Here is a 16785-nt window from a genome sequence, read left to right on the forward strand (position 1 = left end):
CCCCTGGTCATTCGAAACTGCCGATGCGCTTCAGGTCGGAGAAATTCATCCAGACGAAGAAGGCCTTGCCGACGATGTTGCGGTCCGGCACGAAGCCCCAGAAGCGCGAGTCGAGCGAGTTGTCTCGGTTGTCGCCCATCACGAAGTAATGGCCTGGGGGCACCTTGCAGATCACGCCTTCGACACTGTAGCGGCAGTTGTCGCGGTAGGGAAAGTCCTCCACGCCCTGCACGAACGCGGGGCGGTCGTCGTCATTGAGGATGCTGTGGCGCCGCCCCAGCAGGTTCTCGTCGAACTGCTTGGAGTAGCGCATGGTGTCCTTGTCGAAGTAGTCGTCGCGCGGCTGCTTCTCCACGGGCTGGCCGTTCACGGTCAGGCGCTTGTTCAGGTACGCCACTTCATCACCCGGCAGGCCGACCACCCGCTTGATGTAGTCCATGCTGGGACGCGGGGGGTAACGGAACACCATCACGTCGCCGCGCGCCGGGGGCGTGCCTTCGGTGACCTTGGTGTTCACCACCGGCAGGCGCACGCCGTAGGTGTACTTGTTCACCAGGATCAGGTCGCCCACCAGCAGGGTCGGAATCATGGAGCCGGAGGGGATCTTGAACGGCTCGAACAGGAAGGACCGCAGCAGGAAGACGCACACGATCACCGGGAACAGGCCCGCGGTCCAGTCCAGCCACCAGGGCTGGGCGAGGATGCGGTCACGCGCGCCCGACAGGTCGACGTTGTCGGTCTGGGTGATGCCCTGGGCCGACAGGCTGGCGCGGCGGGCGGCGGCCTCGGCCTCCATGCGCGCGGCGGCCTCGCGGCGGCGAGGCAGGAAGTGCAGGCGCTCGGCGACCCAGTAGACGCCGGTGACGACCGTGGCCATGAACAGCAGCAGCGCGAAGTTGCCCTCGATCGCGCCGATGTACCAGGCGCCGGCATAGCCGATGAAGGCCGCGAGGACCGCGGCGGTCAGCGTCGGCATCAATCCTCCACCTGCAGGATGGCCAGGAAAGCTTCCTGGGGGACCTCGACCGAGCCGATCTGCTTCATGCGTTTCTTGCCTGCCTTCTGTTTCTCGAGGAGCTTGCGCTTGCGGGTGATGTCACCACCGTAGCATTTTGCCAGCACGTTCTTGCGCAGCGCCTTGATGGTCTCGCGGGCGATGATGTTGGCGCCGATGGCCGCCTGGATCGCCACGTCGAACATCTGGCGGCTGATGATCTCGCGCATCTTCGCCGCCACCGCGCGGCCGCGGTACTGGGCCTGGGTGCGGTGGACGATGATGGACAGCGCGTCGACCTTCTCGCCATTGAGCAGGATGTCGACCTTGACCACGTCGGAGGCGCGGTACTCCTTGAACTCGTAGTCCATCGAGGCGTAGCCGCGGGACACCGACTTCAGCTTGTCGAAGAAGTCCAGCACGATCTCGCCCAGGGGCAGCTCGTACGTGAGCATCACCTGGCGGCCGTGGTAGGCCATGTTGATCTGGACGCCGCGCTTCTGGTTGGCCAGCGTCATCACCGGGCCCACGTACTCCTGCGGCATGTACAGGTGCACCGTCACGATCGGCTCGCGGATCTCCTGGATGCGGCCCTGTTCCGGCATCTTGGCGGGGTTCTCCACCATGATCACCTCGCCGTCGCCCTTGACCACCTGGTAGACCACGCTGGGCGCGGTAGTGATCAGGTCCTGGTCGAACTCGCGCTCCAGGCGCTCCTGCACGATCTCCATGTGCAGCAGGCCCAGGAAGCCGCAGCGGAAGCCGAAGCCCAGCGCCTGGCTCACCTCGGGCTCGAAGTGCAGCGAGGCGTCGTTCAGCTTGAGCTTCTCCAGGCTGTCACGCAGGGCGTCGTACTGGTTCGCCTCGGTGGGGTACAGGCCGGCGAACACCTGCGGCTGGATCTCCTTGAAGCCGGGCAGCGCCTCCTCGGCGGGGCCGGCGTTGTTCGGGAGCTTCTTTTCCAGGGTGACGGTGTCGCCCACCTTGGCGGCCTGCAGCTCCTTGATGCCGGCGATGATGTAGCCCACCTCGCCCGCCTGCAGCGACTCGCGCGGCTGGTTGGCAGGCGTGAACACGCCCAGGCTGCCGGCCTCGTAGGCGGCGCCGGTGGCCATGAGCTTGATGCGCTCGTTCTTCTTCAGGCTGCCGTCGACCACGCGCACCAGCATCACCACGCCCACGTAGCTGTCGAACCAGCTGTCGATGATCATGGCGCGCAGCGGCGCGTCGGGATTGCCGCGCGGCGCGGGCACCTTGGCGACGATGGCCTCGAGGATCTCGTCGATGCCCATGCCGGTCTTGGCCGAACACGGGATCGCGTCGGAGGCGTCGATGCCGATCACGTCCTCGACTTCGGCCTTCGCGTTGTCGGGGTCGGCCTGCGGCAGGTCCATCTTGTTGAGGACCGGCAGCACCTCGACGCCGAGGTCCAGCGCGGTGTAGCAGTTGGCCACCGTCTGCGCCTCCACGCCCTGGCTCGCATCCACCACGAGCAGCGCGCCCTCGCACGCAGACAGCGAACGCGAGACCTCATACGAGAAGTCGACGTGTCCCGGCGTGTCGATCAGATTGAGGTTGTAGACGTGACCATCGCGCGCCTTGTACTGGAGCGCCGCGGTCTGCGCCTTGATGGTTATCCCACGCTCTTTCTCGATGTCCATCGAGTCGAGGACCTGTTCTTCCATCTCTCGATCCGAGAGGCCGCCGCAACGCTGGATCAAGCGGTCGGCGAGCGTCGACTTGCCGTGGTCGATGTGCGCGATGATCGAGAAGTTTCTGATGTGATTCATCAACGGGAGCACTTAAGTGATTGAATTCAAACGGGCGCGCGCAAGAAAAAAGGGCGCGTCGAGTGGCGACGCGCCCTGAACCAACAATCTATGGCAACTGCGATAGTTGGAGCTTCATTGTAGGCAAAAAGCCCCGGCCGTACAGCCGCGGGGACGCCGCTCGAAGGGAGTTGCAGGGCAGCAACAGGGTTTTTATACACAGGTTATCAACACGATCGGTTGACGGCTCTTGGGACAACATGTGGGCTGTCTGTGGACGAGCAGTGGTTATCCCAAAGCCATCCCGCATGGTGAGCCGTGAGGCGGCTTTTATGCGCGAATCAGCCGATGGACAGCCCCGATTCTATCGAAAAGGCGTTTAGGCCTTGGGCGAGTCAGCGCCCACCCACCTGTCCATCCACCCGTCGACCCAGCCAGAAAAAATTTCTTTCGGCGGCTCCCGGGCCTCCGGATGGCCGAAAAAACCGGCATTCCCGACCACCCGGCGGGGGCTTTTCAGCCCGCCGCCAGGCCGGTTCAGCGGGTCGGCCGGATCACCACGTAGGTCGCCAGCTCGCCACGGCGCACCAGCAGCGGCACCGGCCGGGAGCGGTCGATGCGGCCCACGGCAGCCTCGAATTCGCGCACGCCGGCCACCTCGGTGTTGCCCACGGCGACGATCACGTCCCCTTCGCGCAGGCCCGCGCGGGCCGCGGCCTCGGTAGCCGATTCGACGCGCACGCCGCCCTTGACCTTGAGCTCGCGCTTCTGCGCCTCGCCCAGTTCCGCGACCGCCAGGCCCAGGGACTGCAAGGCCGGCGAGGCGCCCTGCGGGCGCTCCTGCGGCGCGGAGGCGCGGCGGGCCGGCCGCTCGGCCTCGATCTCGGCGACCTGCACTGCGAGGTCACGCGTGGCGCCGCGGCGGAACACGGTGACCGAGGCCCGCGTGCCGGGCCGGGTGTTGCCGACCAGGCGCGGCAGGTCGCTGGCGCGTTCGATGGCCTTGCCGTCGAACTTCACGATGATGTCGCCGGCCTCGACGCCCGCCTTCTCGGCAGGTGAGCCCGACTCGACGCTGCGCACCAGCGCACCCTGCGGCCGGCCGAGGCCGATGGACTCGGCCACGTCCTTGGTGACCTGGTCGATCTGCACACCGATGCGCCCGCGGGTGACGCGGCCACCGGGGCCGCGCAGCTGGTCGGCCACACGGATCGCCTCGTCGATCGGGATGGCGAAGGAGATGCCCATGAAGCCGCCCGAGCGCGAGTAGATCTGGCTGTTGATGCCCACCACCTCGCCGCGCAGGTTGATCAGCGGGCCGCCGGAATTGCCGGGATTGATGGCCACGTCGGTCTGGATGAAGGGCAGGTAGTCGCCGGTGTCGCGCTGCTTGGCGCTGACGATGCCGGCAGTGACGGTGTTCTCCAGGCCGAAGGGCGAGCCGATCGCCATCACCCACTCGCCGACCTTGAGGCGGTTCACGTCGCCGATGCGCACCGCCGGCAGGCCGGTGGCCTCGATCTTGATCACCGCGACATCGGTGCGCTTGTCGGGCGTACCGACCACGCGGGCCTTGAATTCGCGCTTGTCGGCCAGGGTGACCAGCACCTCCTCGGCGCCGTCGACCACGTGGGCGTTGGTCATGATGTAGCCGTCCGCGGTGATGACGAAGCCCGAGCCCACGCCGCGCGGACGGGCCTCCTCGTCCTGCGGCGGCCCGGAGCGCGGGCCCTGGCGGGGCACGTTGGGCAGGGGCTGGCCGAAGAAGCGGCGGAAGAACTCCTGCATCTCGTCGTCCATGCCAGGCCCCTGCGGCGCGGAGCGGGCGCGCTCCAGCGTACGGATGTTGACGACCGCAGGGCCGACCTGCTCGACGAGTTCGGTGAAGTCGGGCACGCCGCGCTGGGGCGCGGATTGGGCGAGCGCCGCGGGCGCAGGCGCGAGGGTGGCCAACGCGGTCACGGCGGCCAGGGCGAAGGCGCCGGCCGCGGAGCGCAGGCGCTGGTTCCAGTCGATCAGGAGCATGTGGACCTCTGAGGTAGGGAGTGGGCGGATTCTGCAGCCGCCGAGATGGGGGCGTCAGCGGCGCCGCTCAAGACCCTGGACAAATGCCCGCAATGTCTGGGGCGGGACCTCGCCCACCGCGGTGACCCAGCTGTCCTGGACGCGACGCGTGAGCGTCTGCGTGGCGCCGGAGGACATCAGCCCCTCCTGCACATGGCGCTGGCGGTCGAAGGGTTCGAGGAACAGGGAGACCGAGGCCAGACCGTCCGAAAACACCCACTGCAGGGGCCCCTCGCCACCCGGCCCGCGACGGCGCTGGCTGCCCACCGCCTTGAAGCCGGGGACCGGCGCCTTCAGGGTCCAGCCCTCGTCGCCGGCGTTGATCTTCACCGATTCGATGCGCTCGACCCGCCAGCCCTCGGGCGCGGTCATGGCCTGCGCAAGGCGCTCGACCCGCAGCGGCGCGTCGAGTTGCAGCTCCGAGAAGGCCGACTGCTCGAGCACCTCGCCTTCGGGCCCCAGCGTCTGCAGCTTGACGACCAGCCCGGTGCGGCGCTCGCTCCAGATGCGGTAGCCATAACGCAGCGCGTCGCGCGGCGACAGCAGCACCACGTCGGCATCGAACCCGGCCACGCGGTCGGTGCCGGCCTGGCGCGCCGAATAGAAGTCCGCGATGGCGGCCTCGCCGGACTTGAGCAGGTCGGGGAAGCGGCCGGGCACTTCGCGCCGCTCGACGCGGGCCAGGCGCTGCTCGGGCAGCAGCGTGAGCTGCTCGCCGTCGCGCCGGAACGTCGAGCGGGGCGCCCCGGTGAGGTTCTCGAGCCGGTCCACCTGGCGCTGGCCGTCGCAGGCGTGCCAGATGCGCGCGCTCGACATCGCGCCGCCGCTGGACGAGACGACGAAGGTGCCGACGTAGTTGTGCCGCAGGGCCGCGCCATGCATGCGCTCGAGCCATTCGCCGAGGCTGCGCTCGGCCGCAGGGCGCGAACCGGCCGCTGCGCTGGCCGGCGGCTGCGCGGAGGCGAATGCGGCGGCGAACAGCAGGCCCATCGCCAGCAGGCGCCGGCCGAGAGTGGGCAGGGAATGGGACGTCACGACAGGCATGCTCGGGGGACTCAGCGCCCGGGCGCCTCGAAGGACGCGTTGTGCAGGCCGCCCGCCGTCGCCTGCAGCGCGGTGGCGCCGCCGAGTTGGCGGTGGGCCTGGAGCAGCTCGTCGAGGCGGGGGTCGCGCAGCATGGGGCCGTTGGCGCTGGGCGTGACCGTGCCACCCGCCAGTTGCGGCTGCGCCGGCGTGAACTGCGCGCCGACCACGCTCCAGCCCACGGCGACCACTGCCGCCAGCGAGGCCAGGCCAGCCACCAGCTTCCAGCGGAACACGCTGTCGTTGGCGGCGGGGCGCTGCGCCGGGGGGACGAAGGCGGCACGCGCCGCTGCCTGCACGCTGGCCTGCGGCTGCGGAACCGGCTCCTGCGCGATCCGTTGCGCAAGCCGCCCGATGAAGTCGGGCGCGGGCGTTCCCGCCGCCAGCGCAGGCTGGCGCAGCACATCGCCAATCAGGTGGTAGGCCTGCCAGGCCTCGCGGGCCAGGGGGTCGGCCTCCAGGGCCCGCAGGCCCCGGGCCAGGTCCTCGCCCTCGAGCTGCCCGTCCACCAGGGCGGAGACCAGTTGCTTGTTGTCGTCCGTGTCGGTTGTCATTGCGTCGCCATCCATCAGGGTGCCCGCCTACCAGCGCTTGCCGGTCTGGTTCGCGAGCAGCGGTCGCACCCGGGCCGAGATCGCCTCGCGCGCGCGGAAGATCCGTGACCGCACCGTGCCGATCGGGCAGTTCATCGCCTCCGCGATCTCCTCGTAGCTCAAGCCCTCGATCTCGCGCAGGGTCACGGCCTGGCGCAATTCCTCGGGCAGGGCCTCCATGGCCATGTTGACCGCCGCCGCGATCTCCTTGGCGGCCAGCTCTGTCTCAGGTGTTTCCGCTGTGGTTAGTTCGTTCTCCACGGCGGAAGTTTCTTCGTCATCGTCACCGCCCTTGAGCGCCGCCTCGGTCACGAGGGGGTCACGGCGCAGGTCGACCAGGGCCTTCTTCGCGGTGTTGACGGCAATGCGGTACAGCCAGGTGTAGAACTGCGCCTCGCCCCGGAACTGGGCCAGGGCGCGGTAGGCGCGGATGAAAGTCTCCTGAGCGATGTCCTCGACCAGGTCGGTGTCGCGGACCATGCGGCCGATGAGGCGCTCGATGCGGCGCTGGTACTTCATGACCAGCAGCTCGTAGGCCCGGGGCTCGCCGTCCAGCGTGCGGCGCACCAGGACCAGGTCGGTGTCCTGGGCGCTGGGCGGGGCGGGAGGCGGGGTGGCGGTCATGGCGTGGTGGCCGGCCCCTCGGGCTGCGCGTCCGGCGTGGCGGGCGAATATACCGCACGGCGCAGGGCCAGCCAGTCGGCAGGGTCTGCGCCCGCCTCGAGCCACAGCCACCGCGCGCCAGTCCCCGGGCGACCCGTCGGGCACAGGCGCACGAGGATCCAGCGTTGCAGGTCGCAGGCCACGGACAGGGCCACCTCGCGCGACACGCCGCGCACGCTCCAGGACCAGACCGCGCCGTCCCATGCCAGGCGGCCCTCGGGCTGGCGCCGGGCGCCGAGCCAGGCCAGCGCGCCACAGGCCGCAAGGACCACGCCGGTCAGGGCCTGCGGCATCCCCGGCCGAGGGTCCGCCACGCACCAGTAGGCCAGGTCCGCCAGGCCCAGGCCCCAGCCCCCCAGCACGAGCAGTCCCCAGAAACGCGAACGCCCCACCGGGACGTTGACCGATGGGGCGCTGCGCATGGGGTTCGCGTGGGGATCAGACCCGCTTGAACACCAGCGTGCCGTTGGTGCCGCCGAAACCGAAGTTGTTCTTCACGGCCACGTCGATCTTCAGGTCCCGCGCCGTGTTGGCGCAGTAGTCCAGGTCGCACTCGGGGTCCTGGTTGAAGATGTTGATGGTCGGAGGGCTCTTCTGGTGGTGGACAGCCAGCGCGGTGAACACCGACTCGATGCCGCCCGCGCCGCCCAGCAGGTGGCCGGTCATGGACTTGGTCGAGTTGACCACGGTCTTCTTCGCGTGCTCGCCCAGCGCCAGCTTGATGGCGTTGGTCTCGTTCACGTCGCCCAGGGGCGTCGAAGTGCCGTGCGCGTTGACGTAGTTGACCTCGTCGGGGTTGACGCCGGCGTTGCGCAGGGCCGAGACCATGGCGCGGCGGGGGCCGTCGACATCGGGCGCGGTCATGTGGTGCGCGTCGGCGCTCATGCCGAAGCCGGCGATCTCGGCGTAGATCTTGGCGCCGCGGGCCTTGGCATGCTCGTACTCCTCGAGCACCAGCACGCCGGCGCCCTCGCCCAGCACGAAGCCGTCGCGGTCCTTGTCCCAGGGGCGGGACGCGGTCTTGGGGTCGTCGTTGCGGGTGGACAGGGCACGCACCGCGGCGAAGCCGCCGATGCCCAGGGGCGACACGGTCGACTCGGCGCCGCCGGCGACCATGATGTCGGCGTCACCGTACTCGATCATGCGGGCCGACACGCCGATGGCATGCAGGCCGGTCGTGCAGGCCGTCACCACGGCGATGTTCGGGCCCTTGAAGCCGTGGATCATCGACACGTGGCCGGAGATCATGTTGATGATCGAGGCCGGCACGAAGAAAGGGGAGATGCGGCGGGGGCCGCGATTGACCAGCTCGGTGTGCGTGGCCTCGATCATCGGCAGACCGCCGATGCCCGAGCCGATGTTGCAGCCGATGCGCACGGCCAGGTCGGGGTTGGCCTGCAGGGCTTCGCCCGTGGGCAGGCCGGCGTCGGCCACGGCCTGCGCGGCCGCCGCGATGCCCAGGTGGATGAACCGGTCCATGTGCCGGGCTTCCTTCTCGGGGATGTAGTCCCCGATGTTGAAGCCCTTGACCTCACCCGCGAACTTGCAGGCGAAGGGCGAGGCATCGAACTGGGTGATCAGGTCGATGCCGGACTGGCCGGCCAGCAGGTTGGCCCAGGATTCCGCCACCGTGTTGCCAACGGGGCTCACGCACCCCAGGCCGGTGACGACAACGCGGCGACGGCTCATTTGGCGATCAGCCCTTCTTCTTCAGGGCGTAGTCGATGGCGGCTTGCACCGTGGTGATCTTCTCGGCGTCCTCGTCCGGGATCTCGATCTGGAACTCGTCTTCCAGCGCCATCACCAGCTCGACCGTGTCCAGCGAGTCCGCGCCCAGGTCGGCCACGAAGGCCTTTTCGTTGGTGACTTGGGACTCTTCGACGCCGAGTTGCTCGGCGATGATTTTCTTGACACGTGCTTCGATATCGCTCATGGATTCCCTCAGAGGGTTGTAAATGAATCCGCGATTTTAACGGCCACGGGCCCCTGCCCTGCGGCCCGGCGTCCGGGCGGATGTTTCCGGCGTTGCCGCCATTCCTTGGAATTCGGTCGTTGGGGTCGGCGTCAGGCCATGAACATGCCGCCGTTGACGTGCAGTTCCTGGCCGGTGATGTAGCGGGCTTCGGGCGAGGCGAGATAGGCCACCGCATGGGCGATGTCCTCGGGCTTGCCCAGTTCGCCCACGGGGATCTGCGCCATGAGCGCCTTGTGCTGGTCCTCGCCGAGCACGGCGGTCATGTCGGTGGCGATGAAGCCGGGGGCCACGCAGTTGACGGTCACGCCGCGGCTGCCCAGTTCACGCGCCAGGGCGCGTGTCATGCCGGCGACACCGGCCTTGGCTGCAGCGTAGTTGGCCTGGCCCGGGTTGCCCGAGGCGCCCACCACCGAGGTGATGTTGACGATGCGGCCGTAGCGCTGCTTCATCATCGTGCGCATCACGGCGCGGCTCATGCGGAAGACGGCCTTGAGGTTGGTGTCGAGCACCGCGTCCCAGTCGTCGTCCTTCATGCGCATGGCCAGGGTGTCGCGCGTGATGCCGGCGTTGTTCACCAGCACGTGCAGGCCGCCCGCCTCCTTGGTGATCGAATCGACCACGGCCTCGGCCTGGGCGGCGTCGTTCACGTCGAGCTTGACGCCGCGGCAGCCGGCGAACTGGGACAGCGCCTGCGAGATGCGGGCGGCGCCGTCATCGGTGGTCGCGGTGCCCACGACCTTCAGGCCGCGGGCGGCGAGTTCGGCGGCGATGGCGGCGCCGATGCCGCGCGAGGCGCCGGTGACCAGGGCGACCTGGCCGGCAAACGGGAGGGAGCTCATTGCAGCAGGCCTTTCACTTCGCCGAGGGTGGCGGGGTCGTACAGGGCGGCGCCGGTGAGGGCCGCGTCGATGCGCTTGGCCATGCCGGCCAGCACCTTGCCGGGACCGCACTCGACCAGGGTGTCGATGCCGCGGGCCTGGATGGCGCGCACGCACTCGACCCAGCGCACCGGGCCGAAGGCCTGGCGGTACAGGGCGTCGCGGATGCGGTCGGCATCCGTCTCGACGGCTACGTCGATGTTGTTCACCACCGGGATCTGCGGGGCGGCCAGCGGGGTGGCGGCCAGCTTCTCGCGCAGGCGGTCGGCGGCCGGCTTCATCAGGCTGGAGTGGAACGGGGCCGAGACCGGCAGCGGCAGCGCGCGCTTGGCGCCATTGGCCTTGAGCACCTCGCAGGCCTTCTCGACGGCAGCCTTGCTGCCGGCGATCACGGTCTGCGCCGGGTCGTTGAAGTTGACGGCCTCGACCACCTCGCCGGAGCCGGCGGCGAACTGGGCCTGCGCCTCGCGGCAGCCCTCGATCACCTTGGCGGCTTCCATGCCGAGGATGGCGGCCATCGCGCCGGTACCCACGGGCACGGCTTCCTGCATGGCCTGGGCGCGAAAGCGCACCAGCGGAGCAGCCTGGGCCAGCGTCAGCACGCCGGAGGCGACCAGCGCGGAATACTCGCCCAGCGAGTGGCCCGCGACGGCGGCGGGCGTGGCGCCGCCCTCGGACTGCCAGGCACGCCAGGCGGCGACGCCGGCGACCAGCATCACGGGCTGGGTGTTGGTGGTCAGCGCCAGGGCCTCCTTGGGGCCTTCGTGAATCAGCTTGGCGACGTCTTCGCCCAGGGCCTCGGAGGCCTCGGCCAGCGTCTGCTGCACGGCGGGGTGGTCACCCCAGGCATCGAGCATGCCCACGGCCTGGGAGCCCTGGCCGGGGAAGACGAATGCGAACGGTTTCATTGTCATTGTTCCGTCGTGGTGGATGGAAAGGCTGGAAGGGCGGCCCCTCGGGGCCGCCGTTCAGAAGTCGAGGAGCACGGCGCCCCAGGTGAAGCCGCCGCCCACGCCCTCGAGCATGAGGGTGTCACCGCGCTTGACCTTGCCTTCGCGGACCGCGGCGTCCAGCGCCAGCGGGATCGAGGCCGCCGAGGTGTTGCCATGCTGGTCCACGGTGACGACCAGCTTGTCCAGCGGCATCTTCAGCTTCTTGGCGGTGCCCTGCATGATGCGGATGTTGGCCTGGTGCGGGATCAGCCAGTCGATGTCGCTGTCCTGCCGGCCGGCCTTGGCCAGCGTGGCACGGGCCGCGTCCTCGAGCACGCCCACCGCCAGCTTGAAGACGGCCTGGCCGTCCATCTGCAGCAGCGGGTTGCCCTTGACCTGGCCGCCCGAGACGGTGCCCGGCACGCACAGGATGTCCACGTGCTTGCCATCGGCATGCAGGTCGGTGGCCAGGATGCCCGGGGTGTCCGAGGCCTCCAGCACCACGGCGCCAGCGCCGTCGCCGAACAGCACGCAGGTGGTGCGGTCGTTGAAGTCCAGGATGCGCGAGAACACCTCGGCGCCGATCACCAGCGCCTTGCTGGCGGCGCCGGTCTTGATCATGGAGTCGGCAACGGTCAGCGCGTAGACGAAGCCGCTGCACACGGCCTGCACGTCGAACGCCGGGCAGCCGGCGATGCCCAGCTTGTGCTGGAGGATGCAGGCAGCCGAGGGGAACACCATGTCCGGCGTGGACGTGGCAACGATGATCAGGTCGATGTCGGAGGGGGCGGCGCCGGCGGACTGCAGGGCGCGACGCGCGGCCTCGGCCCCCAGGTCGCTGGTGGTCATCTCGGGCGCGGCGAAGTGGCGCGCGCGGATGCCGGTGCGCTCGACGATCCAGTCGTCCGAAGTCTCGATGCCGCGCTGGGCCAGTTCGGCGGCCAGGTCGGCATTGGTCACGCGGCGCGGGGGCAGGAAGCTGCCGGTGCCGGCGATGCGGGAATAGCGTGTCATGTCTCTCCGTCAGGAGGCCGACGGGGCCTCGGCGCTTTGCGCGCTGGCTTCGCCCACCAGCAGCGGGCGGGCGTGCGCGATGCGGGCCTGGACCCGCTCCAGCAGTTGGTTTCGGGCCGCATCATACGCGCGGTTGAGGGCCTGGCTGAACGCGAAATCGTCCGCCGATCCGTGGCTCTTGAAGACGAGGCCACGCAGTCCCAGGAGGGCCGCGCCGTTGTAGCGGCGGTGGTCGACACGGTGCTTGAAGGCCTTGAGCACCGGCATCGCCACCAGGGCGGCGAGCTTGGTGAGGGCATTGCGCGAGAACTCCTCGCGCAGGAACCCGGCCACCATGGCCGCCAGGCCCTCGCTGGTCTTGAGGGCGACGTTTCCCACGAAGCCGTCGCACACGACGATGTCGGTCGTGCCCTTGAAGATGTCGTTGCCTTCCACGTTGCCGCGGAAGTTCAGGTCGCCGGACTGGCCCGCCGCGCGCAGCAGCTCGCCGGCGCGCTTGATCACCTCGCTGCCCTTGATCTCCTCCTCGCCGATGTTGAGCAGGCCCACGCTGGGTGCGTCATCGTTGTTGAGGGCGGACACCAGGGCCGAGCCCATCACCGCGAACTGCAGCAGGTGCTGCTCGGTGCAGTCGACATTGGCGCCCAGGTCGAGGACGGTGGTGGCGCCGCCCTTGGCATTGGGCATGGGGTAGGCGATGGCCGGGCGGTCGATGCCATCCACGGTCTTGAGCAGGTAGCGCGCCAGCGCCATCAGCGCGCCGGTGTTGCCGGCCGAGACGGCGGCATGCGCCGCCCCCTGCTTGACCTGCTGGATGGCCACGCGCATGGACGAATCCTTCTTGCGGCGCAGGGCCACCTCGACCGCGTCGTCCATGGCCACCACCTCGGAGGCGGGCACGATGCGCGCGCGTTCATGCACGAAGCCTTTCAGGGCCTCGGGCTGGCCGACCAGCAGGAGCTGGACGTCGGGGTGCTGGTCGAGGAATCGGCGGCAGGCGGGAAGCGTGATGCGGGGGCCGTGGTCACCCCCCATGCAATCGACAGCCAGAATCGTCATGGGATCAACTCCAGAGCGTCCGCCGGCCTCGGCGTGAGGCCGCGGACGCACCGGCAAAACAAAGGGCCCGACATGCCGCGCGAGCGGCACCGGGCCCTTCGGGATTCAGGAAGAAGCTCAGGCTTCGTTCTTGGTCTTGAGGACCTGGCGACCACGGTAGAAGCCGTTCGGGCTGATGTGGTGACGCAGGTGGGTTTCGCCCGTGGTGGGCTCGACGGCGATGCCCGGCACATTCAGGGCGTTGTGCGAGCGGTGCATGCCCCGCTTGGAGGGCGACTTCTTGTTCTGCTGAACGGCCATGACGGGCTCCTGGAAAAATACGCGCTGCCCCGGGGGCAGAAACGTGAATAGGGTGGGTGAAAAAGCAACGCCCCCGGCTCAACTTCACCAGGTCAGTCGCACAAAAGCCCACGATTATAGCCCAAGTCCCGCCGGCCGGCCAGTCACGACTTGCCGGGCTTGAGCTTGCTCAGCACGGCGAAGGGGTTGGCACGCGGACTTTCGTGTTCGAAATCCGCATCTTCGGCGCTGAACCTGACCGGCTCCGGGCACACCGCGTGGTGGGGGACCAGGGGCATCTCCATGAGCAGTTCGTCCTCGACCAGCTCCAGCAGGTCGAAGCTGCGGGCGAGGACCAGGAGGTCCTCCTCGCTCTCGTCGTCCTCGGCGAGGGCGGTGGCCTCGTCGGCGACGAAGCGGAAGGAGCGGTCGACCGAGACGGCCACGTCCACCGGCGCCAGGCAGCGCTGGCAGGCCAGGGGCAGCGTGGCGCTGGCCTGCAGGTGCAGCCAGACCTCGGGCTTGACGCCGCGCGGGTTGCGCAGCTCGCCACGGGCGGACCAGTGCAGGGGCAGCTCGGCGCCGCGCCCCTCGGTCTCGGCCAGCAGGCGCTCGTGCGCGCCGAGGGTGCTGGCGCCGCTCAATTGGGCGCCCTCCTCGGCGAAAGCCTTGATGTCGAGGCGCTGGGCAGTGAACTCCTTGGGCATCCGGGCAGTGTAAGAGAATCGCCGCATGCCCGAGACCCCTGACCTGACCCCGAGCCGCGAAGTCGTGCTCGGGTCGACGTCGCGCTACCGGCGCGAACTGCTGTCGCGCCTGAACATTCCCTTCGGCGTCGCCTCGCCCGAGGTCGACGAGACGCCCCTGCCCGGCGAACCGCCCGAGACACTGGCACGCCGCCTGGCCCTGGCCAAGGCCCGCGCCGTGGCGGCAAAGTTCCCGGACGCCGCGGTGATCGGCTCCGACCAGGTGGCCGACCTCGACGGTGAGCCCCTCGGCAAGCCCGGCACCCACGAACGCGCCGTGCACCAGCTGCAACGCATGCGCGGTCGCACCGTCGTCTTCCAGACCGCGCTGGCCGTGGTGTGCCAGGCGACCGGCTTCGAGCAGGTGGACCTGGCGGCCGTGAAGGTGCGTTTCCGCGACCTGGGCGACGCCGAGATCGAGAACTACCTGCGCGCCGAGCAGCCCTACGACTGCGCCGGTAGCGCCAAGAGCGAGGGCCTGGGCATCGCCCTGCTCGAATCCATCAACAACGACGACCCCACGGCACTGGTGGGCCTGCCGCTGATTCGCACCTGCCGCATGCTGCGCGCTGCGGGCGTGAGGCTGCTCGGATGACGCGCGCACGCCTGTTCCTCGTGCCGGCGCCGCTGGACTTCGGCTGCGACAGCCAGGCGCCGATCGGCGACGTGCTGCCGCAGGCCACGCTGTCGGCCGCCGCCGCCCTCACCCACTGGATCTGCGAGAACGCCAAGACCGCACGCGCCTGCCTCAAGCGCATCGGCGAGCTGCATCCGCTGGCCGCGCCCCTGCAGCAGCAGCAGATCGTGGAGATGCCGCGCGAGCTGCACAAGAAGGGGGACACCGGCGCAGGCTTCGACGCCCGCCCGCTGCTGCAGCCCGCGCTGGCCGGCCACGACATGGGCCTGATCAGCGAAGCCGGCATGCCGGCGGTGGCCGACCCGGGGGCCTCGGTGGTGCGCGCCGCCCACGACCTCGGGCTGGAGGTGATCCCGCTGGTGGGCCCCTCCTCCCTGCTGCTGTCGCTGGCCGCCAGCGGCCTGAACGGGCAGAACTTCGCCTTCGTCGGCTACCTGCCGCAGGACGCGGCGCAGCGCACGCAGCGCATTCGCGAGCTGGAGGCGCTGGCGATGAAGACGGGCCAGTCGCAGCTGTTCATCGAGACGCCCTATCGCAACGCGGCGCTGTTCGGGGCGCTGCTGCAGGCCCTCAGGCCGGAGACGCGCCTGGCAGTGAGCACCGGCCTCACGCTGCCCACCGCCCGCACCCGCAGCCTGCCGGTGCGTGGGTGGAAGCAGGCCGGGCAGGAAGGCGTGGGCGACGGCCCCGCGGTGTTCGCGATCGGCCGCTGAGGCCCCGCCTCAGCGAAGCTGCGCGCCCTCCCGCAAGGCCTGGATGGCGCCCTGCCCCATCGCGGCGCCGAACTTCTTGGCCAGGCGCTCGGCGACGTTGTCGCGGCGGGTGTAGTCCACCAGGTCCTCGGCCTTGATCACCTCGCGGGCGACGAAGTCGAGGTTGCCCAGGCGGTCGGCCAGGCCCAGCTCGATGGCCTGCTGGCCGGTCCAGGCCAGGCCGCTGAAAAGCTCCGGTGTCTCCTTCAGGCGATCGCCGCGGCCATGCTTGACCACGTCGATGAACTGCTGGTGCACCTGGTCCAGCATGCCTTGCGCGAACAGCCGATGCTGCTGCGTCTGCGGGCTGAAGGGGTCGAGGAAGCCCTTGTTGGCGCCGGCCGTCATGAGGCGGCGCTCGATGCCGAGCTTGTCCATCAGGCCGACGAAGCCGAATCCATCCATCAGCACGCCGATGCTGCCGACGAGGCTGGCCTTGTCCACGAAGATCTGGTCGGTCGCCGCGGCGATGTAGTAGGCGGCCGAGGCGCAGGTTTCCTCGACCACCGCATAGACCGGCTTGCGGTGCTTGGCGCGCAGGCGGCGGATCTCGTCGTTGATGATGCCGGCCTGCACCGGGCTGCCGCCGGGGGAGTCGATCAGCAGCACCACGCCCTGGGCGCCGATATCCTCGAAGGCGGCGCGCAGCGAGGACACCACGGATTCGGCGCTGGCGTCCGAGCCCGAGGCGATCTCGCCGCGGATCTCCACCACCGCGGTATGCGGCATTGCCTTCTCGGCGGCGCTGGGGCCGCCGCGGTACAGGGCCACCCACGCGATCACCACGAAGAAGGCCAGCCAGGCCAGGCGCACGAAGGTCCGCCAGCGGCGGGCCTGGCGCTGCTCGTGCAGCGTGGCGAACATCAGGCGCTCGAGTGTGTCGCGCTCCCAGCCACTGGCGGGCGAGTTGGTTTCGGGCGCAGGGCTGCGCGAAGGCGGAGCCGCCTCGTCGGGCGGCAGGGGGTCGTTCATACGTCGAAAGTGACCGGTTGCAGGTTCCAGGCAGTATGCCAGCGCACCACGCCATCCTGCTCGCTCAGCGCGATCTTCACCAGGCCGCCGCGGCAGGGCCCGCCGCCGCACTGCCCGCTGTCGGGCCGGTACGCCGCCCCGTGCGTGGCGCACAGGAGCCAGTCCCCGGTGTCGTCGAAGAAGCGATCGGGCTGGTAGTCCATCTCCATCGCCACATGCGTGCACCGATTGAGGTAGGCATGGACCTGGCCGCGGTAGCGGATCGCGAAGGCGCGGCAGGTCTGGCCGGCAAAGACCACGTCGAAGGGCACCGCCAGGCCGCTGTCCACCAGGTCACCGGAATTGCACAGGGCGATGGCGACGCTGTCCATGGCG

Annotated in this window: 19 protein-coding genes; 2 read left to right on the top strand and 17 right to left on the bottom strand. The window is 69.5% G+C overall.

Annotated features, from left to right (window positions below; translation table 11 throughout):
- Positions 1-7 precede the first annotated feature (7 nt).
- The 15 genes from lepB to ACT80S_RS08120 all read right to left on the bottom strand — a co-directional run bounded on the left by lepB (position 8) and on the right by ACT80S_RS08120 (position 14010).
- Positions 8-976, bottom strand: a complete 969-nt coding sequence (lepB, locus tag ACT80S_RS08050) for a signal peptidase I (protein WP_377414856.1) — start codon at positions 974-976, stop codon at positions 8-10.
- Positions 976-2784 (bottom strand): translation elongation factor 4, encoded by a 1809-nt coding sequence (lepA, locus tag ACT80S_RS08055; RefSeq protein ID WP_377414859.1) that lies wholly within the window; start codon positions 2782-2784, stop codon positions 976-978. The genes lepB and lepA overlap by 1 nt, the downstream gene beginning before the upstream one ends.
- Positions 2785-3300: 516 nt before the next feature.
- A complete protein-coding gene (locus tag ACT80S_RS08060) occupies positions 3301-4788 on the bottom strand; it encodes a DegQ family serine endoprotease (RefSeq protein ID WP_377414861.1) in 1488 nt (495 codons plus the stop codon).
- Positions 4789-4842: 54 nt separating this feature from the next.
- Positions 4843-5871, bottom strand: a complete 1029-nt coding sequence (locus ACT80S_RS08065) for a MucB/RseB C-terminal domain-containing protein (RefSeq protein WP_377414864.1) — start codon at positions 5869-5871, stop codon at positions 4843-4845.
- A gap of 11 nt (positions 5872-5882) precedes the next feature.
- Positions 5883-6464 carry a sigma-E factor negative regulatory protein gene (locus ACT80S_RS08070; protein WP_377414867.1) on the bottom strand — a complete coding sequence of 194 codons (582 nt, stop codon included), beginning with the start codon at positions 6462-6464 and terminating at the stop codon, positions 5883-5885.
- A gap of 27 nt (positions 6465-6491) precedes the next feature.
- Positions 6492-7127, bottom strand: a complete 636-nt coding sequence (rpoE, locus tag ACT80S_RS08075) for an RNA polymerase sigma factor RpoE (protein WP_377414870.1) — start codon at positions 7125-7127, stop codon at positions 6492-6494.
- On the bottom strand, positions 7124-7588 hold the full coding sequence (locus ACT80S_RS08080) for a hypothetical protein (RefSeq protein ID WP_377414873.1): 465 nt from the start codon (positions 7586-7588) through the stop codon (positions 7124-7126). Before ACT80S_RS08080 ends, rpoE begins: the two co-directional genes overlap by 4 nt.
- 16 nt (positions 7589-7604) lie before the next feature.
- Complete coding sequence (fabF, locus tag ACT80S_RS08085) at positions 7605-8855, bottom strand: beta-ketoacyl-ACP synthase II (protein ID WP_377414876.1); 1251 nt, start codon at positions 8853-8855, stop codon at positions 7605-7607.
- A 7-nt stretch (positions 8856-8862) separates the two neighbouring features.
- Positions 8863-9099, bottom strand: coding sequence for an acyl carrier protein (acpP, locus tag ACT80S_RS08090; RefSeq protein ID WP_377414879.1), 237 nt, complete (start codon positions 9097-9099; stop codon positions 8863-8865).
- A 131-nt stretch (positions 9100-9230) separates the two neighbouring features.
- The gene (gene fabG / locus ACT80S_RS08095) at positions 9231-9980 is read right to left on the bottom strand and encodes a 3-oxoacyl-ACP reductase FabG (protein WP_377414882.1); all 750 of its coding nucleotides are present in this window, start codon (positions 9978-9980) and stop codon (positions 9231-9233) included.
- On the bottom strand, positions 9977-10927 hold the full coding sequence (gene fabD / locus ACT80S_RS08100; protein WP_377414885.1) for an ACP S-malonyltransferase: 951 nt from the start codon (positions 10925-10927) through the stop codon (positions 9977-9979). The genes fabG and fabD overlap by 4 nt, the downstream gene beginning before the upstream one ends.
- A gap of 60 nt (positions 10928-10987) precedes the next feature.
- A complete protein-coding gene (locus tag ACT80S_RS08105; protein WP_377414888.1) occupies positions 10988-11965 on the bottom strand; it encodes a beta-ketoacyl-ACP synthase III in 978 nt (325 codons plus the stop codon).
- 9 nt (positions 11966-11974) lie between these two features.
- Positions 11975-13024 carry a phosphate acyltransferase PlsX gene (plsX, locus tag ACT80S_RS08110; RefSeq protein ID WP_377414891.1) on the bottom strand — a complete coding sequence of 350 codons (1050 nt, stop codon included), beginning with the start codon at positions 13022-13024 and terminating at the stop codon, positions 11975-11977.
- Between the two features lie 117 nt (positions 13025-13141).
- Positions 13142-13324: a 50S ribosomal protein L32 gene (gene rpmF, locus ACT80S_RS08115; protein WP_093376052.1), complete on the bottom strand. Its 183-nt coding sequence runs from the start codon at positions 13322-13324 to the stop codon at positions 13142-13144.
- A gap of 143 nt (positions 13325-13467) precedes the next feature.
- On the bottom strand, positions 13468-14010 hold the full coding sequence (locus ACT80S_RS08120) for a YceD family protein (RefSeq protein WP_377414894.1): 543 nt from the start codon (positions 14008-14010) through the stop codon (positions 13468-13470).
- A 25-nt stretch (positions 14011-14035) separates the two neighbouring features.
- Between ACT80S_RS08120 and ACT80S_RS08125 the strand changes: the two genes are divergently transcribed.
- Together ACT80S_RS08125 and ACT80S_RS08130 are read left to right on the top strand one after the other, a co-directional pair.
- A complete protein-coding gene (locus ACT80S_RS08125) occupies positions 14036-14644 on the top strand; it encodes a Maf family nucleotide pyrophosphatase (RefSeq protein WP_377414897.1) in 609 nt (202 codons plus the stop codon).
- The gene (locus tag ACT80S_RS08130) at positions 14641-15399 is read left to right on the top strand and encodes an SAM-dependent methyltransferase (RefSeq protein WP_377414900.1); all 759 of its coding nucleotides are present in this window, start codon (positions 14641-14643) and stop codon (positions 15397-15399) included. Before ACT80S_RS08125 ends, ACT80S_RS08130 begins: the two co-directional genes overlap by 4 nt.
- A 9-nt stretch (positions 15400-15408) precedes the next feature.
- Here ACT80S_RS08130 and ACT80S_RS08135 read toward each other — a convergent pair whose 3' ends face one another.
- The gene (locus tag ACT80S_RS08135; RefSeq protein WP_377414903.1) at positions 15409-16410 is read right to left on the bottom strand and encodes a S49 family peptidase; all 1002 of its coding nucleotides are present in this window, start codon (positions 16408-16410) and stop codon (positions 15409-15411) included.
- Positions 16407-16781: a Rieske (2Fe-2S) protein gene (locus ACT80S_RS08140; protein WP_377414906.1), complete on the bottom strand. Its 375-nt coding sequence runs from the start codon at positions 16779-16781 to the stop codon at positions 16407-16409. Before ACT80S_RS08140 ends, ACT80S_RS08135 begins: the two co-directional genes overlap by 4 nt.
- Positions 16782-16785: the final 4 nt, after the last annotated feature.

The organism is Ramlibacter sp. MAHUQ-53, assembly GCF_052600055.1.